This window comes from Paraburkholderia sp. J7 (genome assembly GCF_905220155.1).
Classification (GTDB): domain Bacteria; phylum Pseudomonadota; class Gammaproteobacteria; order Burkholderiales; family Burkholderiaceae; genus Paraburkholderia.
Genome location: NZ_CAJMYZ010000006.1, coordinates 108,553 through 121,963, shown reverse-complemented (window position 1 = coordinate 121,963; position 13,411 = coordinate 108,553). Strand labels below are relative to the sequence as shown.

Annotated in this window: 13 protein-coding genes; 10 read left to right on the top strand and 3 right to left on the bottom strand. The window is 63.1% G+C overall.

Annotated elements, in window-relative coordinates; translation table 11 throughout:
• Nucleotides 1-92: 92 nt before the first annotated feature.
• The gene (locus U5A58_RS11880; protein WP_321961599.1) at nt 93-878 is read left to right on the top strand and encodes an RNA methyltransferase; all 786 of its coding nucleotides are present in this window, start codon (nt 93-95) and stop codon (nt 876-878) included.
• A 69-nt stretch (nt 879-947) separates the two neighbouring features.
• On the opposite strand, the gene U5A58_RS11875 is transcribed toward U5A58_RS11880, so the two are convergent.
• The gene (locus U5A58_RS11875) at nt 948-1,763 is read right to left on the bottom strand and encodes a pyruvate, water dikinase regulatory protein (RefSeq protein ID WP_321908775.1); all 816 of its coding nucleotides are present in this window, start codon (nt 1,761-1,763) and stop codon (nt 948-950) included.
• A gap of 399 nt (nt 1,764-2,162) precedes the next feature.
• Between U5A58_RS11875 and ppsA the strand changes: the two genes are divergently transcribed.
• The 3 genes from ppsA to U5A58_RS11860 all read left to right on the top strand — a co-directional run bounded on the left by ppsA (nt 2,163) and on the right by U5A58_RS11860 (nt 6,201).
• Nucleotides 2,163-4,562 (top strand): phosphoenolpyruvate synthase, encoded by a 2,400-nt coding sequence (ppsA, locus tag U5A58_RS11870; RefSeq protein WP_321961598.1) that lies wholly within the window; start codon nt 2,163-2,165, stop codon nt 4,560-4,562.
• A 137-nt stretch (nt 4,563-4,699) separates the two neighbouring features.
• Nucleotides 4,700-5,185 carry an NfeD family protein gene (locus tag U5A58_RS11865; protein ID WP_321961597.1) on the top strand — a complete coding sequence of 162 codons (486 nt, stop codon included), beginning with the start codon at nt 4,700-4,702 and terminating at the stop codon, nt 5,183-5,185.
• A 56-nt stretch (nt 5,186-5,241) separates the two neighbouring features.
• The gene (locus U5A58_RS11860) at nt 5,242-6,201 is read left to right on the top strand and encodes a stomatin-like protein (protein WP_321934857.1); all 960 of its coding nucleotides are present in this window, start codon (nt 5,242-5,244) and stop codon (nt 6,199-6,201) included.
• A gap of 72 nt (nt 6,202-6,273) precedes the next feature.
• Here the strand turns inward: U5A58_RS11860 and smpB are convergent, their stop codons facing one another.
• A complete protein-coding gene (smpB, locus tag U5A58_RS11855; RefSeq protein WP_028204044.1) occupies nt 6,274-6,720 on the bottom strand; it encodes an SsrA-binding protein SmpB in 447 nt (148 codons plus the stop codon).
• A gap of 102 nt (nt 6,721-6,822) precedes the next feature.
• Here smpB and U5A58_RS11850 point away from each other — a divergent pair, with 102 nt between their 5' ends.
• Together U5A58_RS11850 and U5A58_RS11845 are read left to right on the top strand one after the other, a co-directional pair.
• Nucleotides 6,823-7,260, top strand: a complete 438-nt coding sequence (locus tag U5A58_RS11850; RefSeq protein ID WP_321961596.1) for a type II toxin-antitoxin system RatA family toxin — start codon at nt 6,823-6,825, stop codon at nt 7,258-7,260.
• Nucleotides 7,257-7,589 carry an RnfH family protein gene (locus tag U5A58_RS11845; protein WP_321961595.1) on the top strand — a complete coding sequence of 111 codons (333 nt, stop codon included), beginning with the start codon at nt 7,257-7,259 and terminating at the stop codon, nt 7,587-7,589. The genes U5A58_RS11850 and U5A58_RS11845 overlap by 4 nt, the downstream gene beginning before the upstream one ends.
• Before the next feature lie 93 nt (nt 7,590-7,682).
• Here the strand turns inward: U5A58_RS11845 and U5A58_RS11840 are convergent, their stop codons facing one another.
• Nucleotides 7,683-8,735: a DMT family transporter gene (locus U5A58_RS11840; protein WP_321961594.1), complete on the bottom strand. Its 1,053-nt coding sequence runs from the start codon at nt 8,733-8,735 to the stop codon at nt 7,683-7,685.
• 268 nt (nt 8,736-9,003) lie between these two features.
• Here U5A58_RS11840 and guaB point away from each other — a divergent pair, with 268 nt between their 5' ends.
• From guaB to U5A58_RS11820, 4 genes are all read left to right on the top strand, one after another.
• Nucleotides 9,004-10,464, top strand: coding sequence for an IMP dehydrogenase (gene guaB, locus U5A58_RS11835; RefSeq protein ID WP_321908767.1), 1,461 nt, complete (start codon nt 9,004-9,006; stop codon nt 10,462-10,464).
• Nucleotides 10,465-10,470: 6 nt separating this feature from the next.
• The gene (locus U5A58_RS11830; protein WP_321961593.1) at nt 10,471-11,184 is read left to right on the top strand and encodes a hypothetical protein; all 714 of its coding nucleotides are present in this window, start codon (nt 10,471-10,473) and stop codon (nt 11,182-11,184) included.
• A gap of 192 nt (nt 11,185-11,376) precedes the next feature.
• Nucleotides 11,377-12,960, top strand: a complete 1,584-nt coding sequence (guaA, locus tag U5A58_RS11825; RefSeq protein WP_321908764.1) for a glutamine-hydrolyzing GMP synthase — start codon at nt 11,377-11,379, stop codon at nt 12,958-12,960.
• A gap of 183 nt (nt 12,961-13,143) precedes the next feature.
• The gene (locus tag U5A58_RS11820; RefSeq protein ID WP_321961592.1) at nt 13,144-13,386 is read left to right on the top strand and encodes a hypothetical protein; all 243 of its coding nucleotides are present in this window, start codon (nt 13,144-13,146) and stop codon (nt 13,384-13,386) included.
• Nucleotides 13,387-13,411 lie beyond the last annotated feature (25 nt).

Sequence of the window (13,411 nt, the reverse complement as noted above, 5' to 3'; positions counted from 1 at the left end):
CGTCCCGCGCGAGCGGGCGCCGCCATGGTGCGTAGTGCAGGCGCCGCCGTTTTTCTTTTTCTCGATCCTCATTTGACACGCCAGGCCCGCCCGTGAAAGCCATTACCTCGCGCGACAATCCGCTCTACAAGCGCCTGAAGGCGCTGGCCGGCTCGACGCATCAACAGCGGCGCAGCCATCAGGCTTTGCTCGAAGGCTTCCATCTCGCGAGCGCCTGGCTCGATGGCGGCTCGCAACCCGAATACTGCGTGGTGACCGAAGGCGCGCTTGCGCATGAAGAGGCGCAAGCCATCGTTGCCCGCGTGGATGAGCGCCGCGTGATCACGCTGCCCGACGCGCTTTTCGGGCAGCTTTCGAACGTCGTGCATGGCGTGGGGTTGCTGTTGCTCGTCGATATGCCTGAAGTTCAGTTGCCCGAACGCGTCGGCTCGACTTGCCTCGTGCTCGACGGCTTGCAGGACGCCGGCAACGTCGGCTCGATCCTGCGCAGCGCGGCGGCCGCCGGCATCGACAAGGTTTTTTGCACGCCAGGCACGGCCTATGTGTGGTCGTCAAAGGTGCTGCGCTCGGCAATGGGCGCGCACTTTCTCCTGCAGGTGTTCGAGAACGTGGAGGCCGAAGCGCTCGTCGAAATGCTTGCCGTGCCGGTCGTCATCACCGATTCGCACGGCGCGCAGGCGATCGACGAGGCCGATCTCACGGGCCAGGTCGCATGGGTGTTCGGCAACGAAGGGGCGGGCGTGTCGCAGGTCTGGCGCGACGCGGCGGCGCTGCGCGTGACGATTCCGCAGCCGGGCGGCATGGAGTCGCTCAACGTCGCAGCGGCGGCGGCCGTGTGCGTGTTCGAGCAATGCCGGCAGCAACGGCATGCGCGTTGACGCTCGCAGCAGTCAGCAATAAAAAAGCCCGCGTCACGACGCGGGCTTTTTTATTTCAGGCAGGCCGTTTCAATACGACGGCTTGTCGATGCGAATTTCCTGCAGGATCGTGGTGGCGATTTCCTCGATCGACTTGTGCGTCGACGAGAGCCACTTGATGCCTTCGCGGCGCATCATCGCCTCGGCTTCGTTCACTTCGTAGCGGCAGTTTTCCAGCGCGGCGTACTTGCTGCCCGGACGCCGCTCGTTGCGGATTTCAGTGAGACGCTGCGGATCGATCGAAAGGCCGAAAATCTTCGTGCGATGCGGCAGCAGCGAATTCGGCAGCTTGCCGCGCTCGAAATCGTCGGGAATCAGCGGATAGTTCGCGGCCTTCACGCCGTACTGCATGGCGAGGTAGAGGCTGGTAGGCGTCTTGCCGCTGCGTGACACGCCTACGAGGATCACATCGGCGTCGGCGAGATTGCGGTCGGACTGGCCGTCGTCGTGCGCGAGCGAGAAGTTGATCGCCTCGATACGGTTCTTGTATTCGTCGGTGTCGGCGTTCTGGTGGCCGCGACCCATCGCGTGGCTCGACTTGAGCTCCAACTCTTGCTCGAGCGGCTCCACGAAGGTCTGGAACATGTCCATCACGAGCGCATTCGCGCGCTTGACGATCTCGTTCGAGTTGCTGTCCACGAGCGTCGTGAACACGATCGGCCGGCGGCCTTCCTGCACGGCGGCCTCGTTGATCTTCTCGGCGGTCGAGTAGGCCTTGTCGGTCGAATCGACAAACGGCACGCGCACGAGGCGGAATTTCTGGTCGAACTGCGACAGGATCGAATGCGCGAAGGTTTCGGCAGTGATCCCGGTACCGTCGGAGACGATGAATACGGTTGGCGGCATCGATTGAGGCTGGGTACGTGAGCTGCAGGGCCGCTCGGGACAGGCTTGGGCGCCCGGAAAGCCCCGTCCGGCGGGACCGAGGGGCAATTCTCGCCGACTGGCACAAATTCCAGAGTCGGCACGGTAGAATAGCGGCAACCTGTTGGATAAGCAATTGCAGTGCAACCGCGCCAAACAGCCGCCTATCACGGCGCATTCTGGTGTCAATTTGCAGCGATTCCATCTAACTCCATGTAATCGCGCGCATCTTCGTGCTTTTCCATTGAATGGAAATTCGCTCGGCGCCTGAGCGATTGCTTCTCCAACAGGTTGCGCAAGACGCGAATCCGCTTCCAATGGGCGGACCGCGTTCGAGCCCACTTGCGCAATCGTGAATTTTTTTCACACTTAGGGGCTTGTATGACTAACACCGTTGCCAAGGATCAGGCTTATGTAGTGCCTTTCGAGCAGTTGCGGATGACCGATGTCGAGATCGTGGGCGGCAAAAACGCCTCGCTCGGCGAAATGATCAGCCAGCTGGCTGAAGCAGGCGTGCGTGTGCCCACGGGCTTCGCGACGACTGCGCTCGCCTTCCGCGACTTCCTGAAACATAACAACCTGACCGAACGGATCGCCGCTCGTCTGGAGACGTTCGACGTCGACGACGTGAAGGCGCTGGCCGAAGCCGGCAAGGAGATCCGTCAATGGATCATCGACGCGCCGCTGCAGCCGAAGCTCGAAGCGGACATCCGCGCCGGCTTCGAAACGCTGCAGGCCGGTTCGCCGTCTGAGCTGTCGTTTGCCGTGCGTTCGTCGGCAACGGCGGAAGACTTGCCCGACGCATCGTTTGCCGGTCAACAGGAAAGCTACCTCAACGTGGTAGGCATCGAAGACGTGCTCGATCGCCTCAAGCACGTGTTCGCGTCGCTCTACAACGACCGCGCTATTTCCTATCGTGTCCACAAGGGCTTTACCCACGCCGAAGTCGCACTGTCGGCTGGCGTGCAGCGCATGGTCCGTTCGGACCGCGGCGCCGCGGGTGTGATGTTCACGCTCGACACGGAATCGGGCTTCAAGGACGCCGTCTTCATCACGTCGAGCTACGGCCTCGGTGAAACGGTTGTGCAGGGCGCCGTGAATCCGGACGAGTTCTACGTCTTCAAGACCACGCTCGCACAGGGTAAGGCTCCGATCATCCGCCGCTCGATCGGCTCGAAGCTCATCAAGATGGAATTCACGCAACCGGGCGAACCGGGCCGCGTGAAGACGGTCGACGTTACGCACGAACAGCGCAACCGCTTCTCGATCACCGACGAAGACGTGATCGAGCTGGCCAGGTACGCCGTCATCATCGAGCAGCACTACCAGCGTCCGATGGACATCGAGTGGGGCAAGGACGGCCTCGACGGCAAGATCTTCATTCTCCAGGCGCGTCCGGAGACGGTGAAGAGCCAGGCCGCGGGCAAGGTCGAGCAGCGCTTCAAGCTCAAGGGCCAGTCGCAGGTTCTGGCAACGGGCCGCGCAATCGGCCAGAAGATCGGCGCGGGCCGCGTGAAGGTGATTCACGATCCGTCCGAAATGGAACGCGTGCAGCCGGGCGACGTGCTGGTCGCCGACATGACCGACCCGAACTGGGAGCCGGTAATGAAGCGTGCGGCGGCGATCGTCACGAACCGTGGCGGGCGTACCTGCCACGCGGCGATCATCGCGCGTGAGCTGGGCGTGCCGGCAGTCGTTGGCTGCGGCGACGCGACCGACGTGCTGAAGGACGGTGCGCTCGTGACGGTGTCGTGCGCGGAAGGGGACGAAGGCCGCATTTACGACGGTCTGCTCGAAACCGAGGTCAGCGAAGTCCAGCGTGGCGAGCTGCCGGCCATTCCGGTCAAGATCATGATGAACGTCGGCAATCCGCAGCTCGCGTTCGACTTCTCGCAACTGCCGAACGCAGGTGTTGGCCTCGCGCGTCTCGAGTTCATCATCAACAACAACATCGGCGTTCACCCGAAGGCGATTCTCGAGTACCCGAACATCGACGCGGACCTGAAGAAGGCCGTGGAAAGCGTTGCACGCGGCCATGCGTCGCCGCGCGCGTTCTACGTCGACAAGCTGACGGAAGGCATCGCCACGATCGCGGCGGCGTTCTATCCGAAGCCCGTCATCGTGCGTCTGTCCGACTTCAAGTCGAACGAGTACAAGAAGTTGATCGGCGGTTCGCGCTACGAGCCGGACGAAGAGAACCCGATGCTCGGTTTCCGCGGCGCGTCGCGTTACATCGCCGAGGACTTCGCACAAGCGTTCGAAATGGAGTGCCTGGCGCTCAAGCGCGTGCGTGAAGAGATGGGTCTCACGAACGTCGAGATCATGGTGCCGTTCGTGCGCACGCTCAAGCAGGCGGAGCGCGTGGTGGGCCTGCTCGAGAAGTTTGGCCTCAAGCGCGGCGTGAACGATCTCAAGCTCATCATGATGTGCGAAGTGCCGTCGAACGCGATTCTCGCCGAAGAGTTCCTGCAGTACTTCGATGGTTTCTCGATCGGTTCGAACGACCTCACGCAGCTCACGCTCGGCCTCGACCGGGACTCGGGCATGGAACTGCTGGCCGTCGACTTCGACGAGCGCGATCCGGCCGTGAAGTTCATGCTCAAGCGCGCGATCGAAACTTGCCGCCGCCTGAACAAGTACGTCGGTATCTGCGGTCAGGGCCCGTCCGACCACCCGGACTTCGCCCAATGGCTCGCGGAAGAAGGCATCGCTTCGATCTCGCTGAACCCGGACTCGGTTATCGAGACGTGGCAGCAGCTGGCGAAGTCGCAGTCGAAGTAAGCGCAGTGCCGAGGGTGCGAATCCTCGGGGGAGCTTGATGCAGCTTCCTGAGCAGCGTTGCACGCTGCGGAAAAAAGTGTCAGCTTCGTGCTATAACACCCCGGTCTATCCGGGGTGTTTTACTTTGGGAGGTCGCCGTGGGTCCGCATGGTTTGTTCTGGTGGATTGCCGCCGGCGTGCTCATCGTCGCCGAGCTGATGACCGGCACCTTTTACCTCTTGATGATCGCACTAGGCTTGCTCGCCGGCGCGCTCAGCTATGAGCTTGGCGCGCCGCTCGACGTCCAGTTGATTGTCGCGGCGGTGGTTGGGCTCGCAGCTGTGGTCACGCTGCGGCGCTCTCGTTTCGGCCGCCGCCGGCGCATGACCGATGCCTCGACCGATCCGGGCGTGAATCTCGATATTGGCGCAACACTCGCCGTCGCCGCCTGGCGCGACGGCCGCGCGCGCACGATGTATCGCGGCGCCGAATGGGATGTCGAACTCGCCCCTGGCGAGCCCGAAGATGCGCCGCTCTATGAAATCAAGGCGGTGCGCGGCAGTTGCCTGATCGTTGCGGCGAAGCGCGAGCACCGCGAAGCCAAGGCGTCCGGCGCCGCTCGCGACGGCGCACGCCACGCGTAACGGGTCGCATTCGAACTCACACAAGCAAACTACACAGAAGCGAACGGAGGTCCCGAATGCAAGTCCCAGTCGTCGGCCTGATTCTGCTCGTGATCGTCATCGTGCTGATCGCGCAGACTATCAAGATCGTGCCGCAGCAGCATGCCTGGGTGCTCGAACGGCTTGGGCGCTACCATGCCACGCTCACGCCGGGCTTGACGATCGTGTTGCCGTTCGTCGATCGGGTGGCCTACAAGCACGTGCTGAAGGAGATACCGCTCGACGTGCCGAGCCAGGTTTGCATCACGCGCGACAACACGCAGCTTCAGGTGGATGGCGTGCTGTACTTCCAGGTGACCGATCCGATGAAAGCGTCGTACGGGTCGAGCAATTTCGTCTTCGCGATTACGCAGCTTTCGCAGACCACGCTGCGCTCCGTGATCGGCAAGCTCGAACTCGACAAGACCTTCGAGGAACGCGACTTCATCAACCATAGCGTTGTGTCGGCGCTCGACGAAGCCGCCTCGAACTGGGGCGTGAAGGTGCTGCGCTACGAGATCAAGGATTTGACGCCGCCGAAGGAAATCCTGCACGCGATGCAGGCGCAGATCACCGCCGAGCGGGAAAAGCGCGCGCTCATCGCAGCCTCCGAAGGCCGCAAGCAGGAGCAGATCAACCTGGCGGCAGGGGCGCGCGAGGCGGCGATCCAGAAGTCGGAGGGCGAGCGCCAGGCGGCCATCAACCAGGCGCAGGGCCAGGCGGCCGCTATCCTCGCTGTGGCGGAGGCGAACGCGCAGGCCATCCAGAAGATCGGCAATTCGATTCAGGCGCAGGGCGGTATGGATGCCGTCAACCTGAAGGTGGCCGAGCAATACGTGAATGCTTTCGCCAATCTCGCGAAGCAGGGCAATACGCTGATCGTGCCGGGCAATATGGGCGATTTGAGCACGATGATCGCTTCGGCACTCACGATCGTGAACCGGGCGGGTTTGCGCGAGGGGCAGATCAGCGGTGCGGGCGCGACAAAGGGCGCATAGGCGTCGAGACCGCCGAAAATGACAACGGGCCGCATGAGCGGCCCGTTTTTCGTCTGAACGATTCCGGAAGAATCAGGTGGGCGAGCGCATCAGGCGCGCCTTTTCGCGCTCCCAGTCGCGCTTCTTCTCGGTTTCACGCTTGTCGTGCAGCTTCTTGCCCTTGGCGAGGCCGATCTCGCACTTCACGCGGCCACCCTTGTAATGGAAATTCAGCGGCACGAGCGTGAAGCCGCGCTGCTCGACCTTGCCGATCAGCTTGTCGATTTCCTCGCGTTTCAGGAGCAGCTTGCGGATACGCGTGGGGTCGGGCTGGATGTGCGTCGAGGCCTCGGGCAGCGGGCTGATGTGCGTGCCGATCAGATACAGCTCGCCATCCTTGATCATGACGTAGCTTTCCTTGATATTGGCTCGCCCGGCGCGCATGGCCTTGACTTCCCATCCTTCCAGCACGAGCCCGGCCTCGTGACGCTCTTCGATGAAGTAATCGAAGAACGCTTTTCTGTTGTCGATGATGCTCATAGGAAAATGGGATCGGCCCAACTCGTTTAAAATTACGATTTTAGCAAAGCGGGCTCCCGAAAGCCCGTGGCGCTTTCACCCTAGCCACGCATTGCGCAATTTATGGCGGATGTCCAGAAAACCGTGTTGATTCGCCATTCGGCGGAGCAGATGTTCGACCTCGTCACCGACGTCGCCGACTACCCCAAATTCCTGCCGTGGTGCGGCGGCGTCGAGATTCGCCGTCAGGACGAAAACGGCATGGAGGCGAAAATCGACATCAACTTCAAGGGCATCAAGCAGCACTTCGCCACGCGCAACTCGCAAAAGCGGCCCGAGCGTATCGACATGGAGTTCGCCGACGGCCCGTTCCGCAAGTTCACGGGCTACTGGCGCTTCACGCCGCTGCGCGCCGACGCCTGCAAGATCGAGTTTGCGCTGCATTACGAGTTTTCAAACATCATTCTCGAAAAGCTCATCGGGCCAGTGTTCCATCACATCGCGAACACCTTTGTCGACTCCTTCGTGAAGCGCGCCGACCAGCGCTACGGCAAGCCATGAGCGCGAACCTTTCCGTTGACGTCTGCTATGCGCTGCCGGACGCGCAGACGCTCATCAGCATCGAACTGCCGCCCGGCGCGACCGTTCAACAGGCCATCGACGCGAGCGGCATCCTCGCACGCCATCCCGAGATCGATCTGGCAAAGCTCAAGGTGGGCGTGTACGGCAAGGTCAAGCCGCTCGACACCGTGCTCGCCGACCATGACCGCGTGGAAATCTACCGGCCGCTGATCGTCGACCCGAAGATGGCGCGCCAGCGCCGCGTCGACAAGACCCGCAAGGAAGGTTCGATCGAAGGGCGCAAGTGGTTGCCCAAGGACTCGCGCTAGGGCTCGAAGCGGGTTGCAACGGGCGGCCGCACAAACGTAATGGGCGAGACAGCGTGCGCTGTCTCGCCCATTTGGCCTTTAAGGGCATCGCGCTCAGGCGGTGGTAGTCCGACCGCTTCGCTTCGCGTCGGTATGGGAGTGCGTGAGGCGGCTGTCGTTGCCGATTCCTGGTAGATCGCCGTCCGGCACGATGCCGTCGCCGTGCGCGGTATCTTCGGGGCCGGCCGAATGCTGGCGCACCGACCAGCTCACCCCCGCCACCAGCAGCACGACGGCCGCGATTTCCAGGCCTCGCGGCAGCCGGTGATCGTAGATAAAGCCGTAGAGCAGGGCGAACAGCGTTTCGAAGGCGATCATCTGACCCGAGAGCGTGAGCGGCAGGCGCTTGGCGGCGGCGTTCCACAGGCCGTTGCCGAGCCACGAGGCGCCGATCGCGAGCACCAGATTCAACTGCCAGAACGTGGTCCAGCGGCCGTCGGCGACGGTTTCCTGGACCCAGTGCGACGGCACGACGAGAATGCCGAGCCAGAGCAGCCCGCCTAGCCCGCCCGTCACCACGCCCCAGAGCACCGACCATTCGTTGCCGCCGAAGTGCGCATTGCGCTGCAGATAGCGGGCGTTCTCGACGGCGAACCAGGTCCAGCACACGAGTGCGCCCACGGCGCAGCCAATGCCGGCAATGCGTGTGAGGATGCTCGCGCCGCCAGCGTCGCCAGCGGTGGTGAACACGTCCACGTTGATGCAGACGATGCCGGCCGCAATCATGGCGAGCGGCCAGATCAGGCGTGAAAGCGGCACGGCGCCGTGGTCGCGGCGGCCGAGCAGCGTGACCGTGACGGGCAGCACGCCGACGATCAGCGAGGCCGGCGCAATGCCTACCAAATGAATGGCGCTCGCGAGAAAGAGGTAATAGAGCACGTTGCCCACGAGCGCCAGTTTCACGAGCGCGACGAGATCGGCACGCGTCAAGCGTGGCCAGACCCGGCGCAGCATGGGCAGGAGCGCGGCGAGCGAGACAAGCCCATACATGACGTAGCGGCCCGCGCTCAGGAGCAGTGGCGAGAATTCCGCCAGTTGCCGGGGCACGACGAACACCGTTCCCCATAACGCGCCGGCGAGCACGCCGTACAACACACCACGCTGCATTTGTATTGCCTCCAGAAACTTCGGGTGACCCAATCGGGCCGTTTTAACAGGACGGCCGAAGCTTAACTGGAGGCGTGCGTGGCCGTCTTGTTCGATCCTGCACCGTGTGCGCGATATTCGGGTCGGAGGCGTGGCGCACACGCACGCCTTGCGCCGGCAGGGCCCGAGCGTGGAAATAATCCCGAAAACGGCGCTAAGCTACTGTTAGCGCTGATGATTTCCAGGGCGCTATCGCGTATAATCTGCTTTTGCGCCTATAGGATTTGCCATGCGTCTGATCCAGAAAGCACTCACGTTCGATGACGTGCTCCTCGTCCCCGCCTTTTCCGACGTTCTCCCGCGCGACACCAGCCTGAAGACCCGGCTGACCCGCAATATCTCCCTGAACATTCCGCTCGTGTCGGCCGCTATGGATACCGTCACGGAAGGCCGTCTGGCAATTGCCATGGCGCAGCAGGGCGGCGTTGGCATCATCCACAAGAACCTCACGCCGGCCGAGCAGGCGCGCGAGGTCGCGAAGGTGAAGCGCTTCGAGTCGGGCGTGGTGCGCGATCCGATCACGATTCCGCCGCAAATGAAGGTCGCCGACGTCATCGCGCTTTCGCAGCAGCATGGCATCTCGGGTTTCCCGGTCGTGGAAGGCGCACAACTCGTCGGTATCGTCACGAACCGCGACCTGCGTTTCGAAACGCGTTTGGACGAGCCGGTGCGCTCGATCATGACGCCGCGCGAGCGCCTCGTGACCGTCAAGGAAGGCACGCCGCTGACCGAAGCCAAGGCGCTCATGCACAGCCACCGCCTCGAGCGCGTGCTGGTCGTGAACGACGCGTTCGAACTGCGCGGTCTCATGACCGTCAAGGACATCACGAAGCAGACCGAGCACCCGGCCGCCTGTAAGGACGAGCACGGCAAGCTGCGCGCAGGCGCGGCCGTCGGCGTGGGTCCGGACAACGAAGAGCGCGTCGAACTGCTGGTGCAGGCCGGCGTGGACGTGATCGTGGTCGACACGGCGCACGGCCACAGCAAGGGCGTGCTCGAGCGCGTTCGCTGGGTCAAGAAGAATTTCCCGCACGTCGAAGTGATCGGCGGCAACATCGCAACGGCTGATGCGGCGCGCGCGCTCGTCGAGTACGGCGCGGACGGCGTGAAGGTCGGCATCGGCCCGGGTTCGATCTGCACGACGCGTATCGTGGCAGGCGTGGGCGTGCCGCAGATCAGCGCGATTTCCAATGTCTCGGAAGCGCTCAAGGGCACCGGCGTGCCGTGCATCGCCGACGGCGGCGTGCGCTACTCGGGTGACGTTTCGAAGGCGCTCGCAGCCGGCGCGAACGCTGTGATGATGGGCAGCATGTTCGCGGGCACCGAAGAGTCGCCGGGCGACGTGTTCCTGTATCAGGGCCGCCAGTACAAGTCGTACCGCGGCATGGGCTCGGTCGGCGCGATGAAGGACGGCGCCGCGGACCGCTACTTCCAGGACAACTCGGCCAATATCGACAAGCTCGTGCCGGAAGGCATCGAAGGCCGCGTTGCCTACAAGGGGCCCATCAACGCGATCCTGTTCCAGCTGATCGGCGGCGTGCGCGCCTCGATGGGCTACTGCGGTTGCCGCACGATCGACGACCTGCATGCGAAGGCGGAGTTCGTGCAGATCACTGGCGCCGGCCTGAACGAATCGCACGTGCACGATGTGCAGATCACGAAGGAAGCGCCCAACTATCACGTGGACTAAGCCCCGATGAAGCCGCTGCTGCGCGTGCTGCTGATTGTCGATGCGTTGACGTTACTGGGGTTTGGCGTGCTGTTCGTTCTCACGCCCTCGACCTTGGTGTACAACGCGTTGCAACTGGTGCAAACGCAGCCGGCACTCGTTGGACAAGCGTTTGGTGTGGTGCTGTTGGGCTTTGCTTGGCTTGCGCTGCGTGCGGCCTTCCACGGGGAGATGACAGTGCCTGTGGGCCGCACCGTGGGGCACGTCAACTGGATTGCCGGCGTGCTCATGCTGGTCTGGCTGATCGGGTTGCGTGCGCCGCAGCTCACCGGGTTGGGCCAACTGGTGGCCGGCGCGGTTGGCGTGTGGCTGATCCTCCTCGGCCTCGGCGGCGTCCGGCTCGCGGGCGCGGTGCGCAAGCGCCAGAAGGGGCAGGCGAGCGGCAACATCGTGCAGCAGCGTAAAGCGGCGAAGGCGCAGCCGGAACGCCGCGACGAGCCGGTAACGTACGCGAAGCCGGGCTTTCTGAAAACGATGGCGTGGGGCGGTGCGCGCGAGGCGAAACGGCCGGCGGCGCCGGTCGAACCGGTCGTGGAAATGCCGACCGTGACGCCCGCAGCGGTTCCGCCCCGCCCAGCGACGGTTGCGCCGCCGGCCGCCAGTGCGGTGCAAGCTCAAGAGGCGCGCCAGGCGGCTCGCGACGAAGCGGCCGACGCACCGAGGCCGCCGCTGCGTGGCTGAAGCCGCGCTCAGACCCGGCCTCCGAAACACCAGACTCAATGCGTCCACAGCAGCGCCTGAAGCACACCCGAATTTGCGCTACCCGGTTCCGCCGTAGTGCGCTGCCCTGGTCCCGATGAATTCACGCTGCGCGCGTTTGCATTGTCGCGCGGCTTTCCGTATCCGTTCTTTTTTTAGGTCTCGTCCGCAGCCATGCACGACAAAATCCTGATCCTCGACTTCGGCTCGCAAGTCACCCAGCTCATCGCGCGCCGCGTGCGCGAAGCCCACGTCTATTCGGAAATCCATCCGTACGATGTGGACGACGCGTTCATTCGCGAATTCGCACCGAAGGGCATCATCCTCTCGGGCGGCCCGAACTCGGTCACCGACACCGATACCCCGCGCGCGCCGCAAGCCGTGTTCGAACTGGGCGTGCCGGTGCTCGGCATTTGCTACGGCATGCAGACGATGGCCGAACAGCTCGGCGGCAAGGTCGACGGTGGCCACCTGCGCGAATTCGGCTACGCCGAAGTGCGCGCGCGCAACCACACGAGCTTCCTTGAAGGCATCGAAGACTTCCGCACGAGCGAAGGCCACGGCATGCTCAAGGTGTGGATGAGCCACGGCGACAAGGTCACGGAAATGCCGCAGGGCTTCAAGCTGATGGCCTCGACGGAATCGTGCCCGATCGCGGCGATGGCCGACGAAGCGCGCCACTTCTACGGCCTGCAATGGCACCCGGAAGTCACGCACACGGTGCAGGGCCGCGCGATGCTCGAGCGCTTCGTGCTCGGCATCTGCGGCGCCAAGGCCGACTGGGAGATGGGCCACTACATCGACGAGGCCGTCGAAACGATCCGCAAGCAGGTGGGCAACGAGCACGTGATTCTCGGCCTCTCGGGCGGCGTGGATTCGTCGGTGGCCGCGGCGCTGCTGCACCGCGCGATTGGCGACCAGCTGACCTGCGTGTTCGTCGATCACGGCCTGCTGCGTCTGAACGAAGCCGAGCAGGTGATGACGATGTTCGCCGACAACCTCGGCGTGAAGGTCATCCACGTCGATGCAAGCGAAGCGTTCATGTCGAAGCTCGCGGGCGTGACCGACCCGGAAGCGAAGCGCAAGATCATCGGCGCAGAGTTCGTCGAGGTGTTCCAGACCGAAGCGGGCAAGCTCAGCGACGCGAAGTGGCTTGCGCAAGGCACGATCTATCCGGACGTCATCGAGTCGGCTGGCAAGGGCAAGAAGGCCGCGCACACGATCAAGAGCCACCACAACGTGGGCGGCCTGCCGGAAACGCTCAACCTCAAGCTGCTCGAACCGCTGCGCGAACTCTTCAAGGACGAAGTGCGCGAACTGGGCGTGAAGCTCGGCCTGCCGCACGAAATGGTCTATCGCCATCCGTTCCCGGGCCCGGGCCTTGGCGTGCGGATTCTCGGCGAAGTGAAGCGCGATTTTGCGGATCTGCTGCGCCGTGCAGATGCGATTTTCATCGAGACGCTGCGTAACACGATCGACAAGGAAACCGGCAAGTCGTGGTACGAGCTCACGAGCCAGGCGTTCGCCGTGTTCCTGCCGGTGAAGAGCGTGGGCGTGATGGGCGATGGGCGGACTTATGAGTATGTCGTCGCGCTGCGTGCGGTGCAGACGCTCGACTTTATGACGGCGCATTGGGCACATCTGCCGCATGAGCTGCTTGGGCACGTGTCGAATCGCATCATCAACGAGGTGCGTGGGATTAATCGTGTCGTGTATGACATTTCGGGCAAGCCGCCTGCGACGATCGAGTGGGAGTGATTGGACGTCTAGCACGTACCGGCACGACCTGGCAGTAAATCACACATCGCCGTTAATCGACACACGTCGTACGTGCGACCAAAGCCCGCTGAGCCGAAAAGCCAGCGGGCTTTGTTCTATCTGCGTCGTCTATCTGAATTGCCTTTGTCATACTGGCCTTTCCTCAATGTCCAGGAGTCGTCCTTGGGAGCTAATTTCTTTTTTGACAAGTTGTTGCCTGCCGCGGATACAGAGGCGCGGAAGGTTCCCGGCAGCCAACGCCAGGTGGAAATCTTCACGCATGGAGACGGGTTGTGGCTCCGCGTCGGCTTGCTCGACGAGGAACATCAGGGACAGGGCTTTACGGTCGAGTTCACGAAGAGTGCCGCAGCTGAGTTGGCTGAAGGTCTTGACCGAGCGATGCACTACTTCGGGTACAAGAAGTAGCGTTCGGAGGTAATTGGTTCTGGAC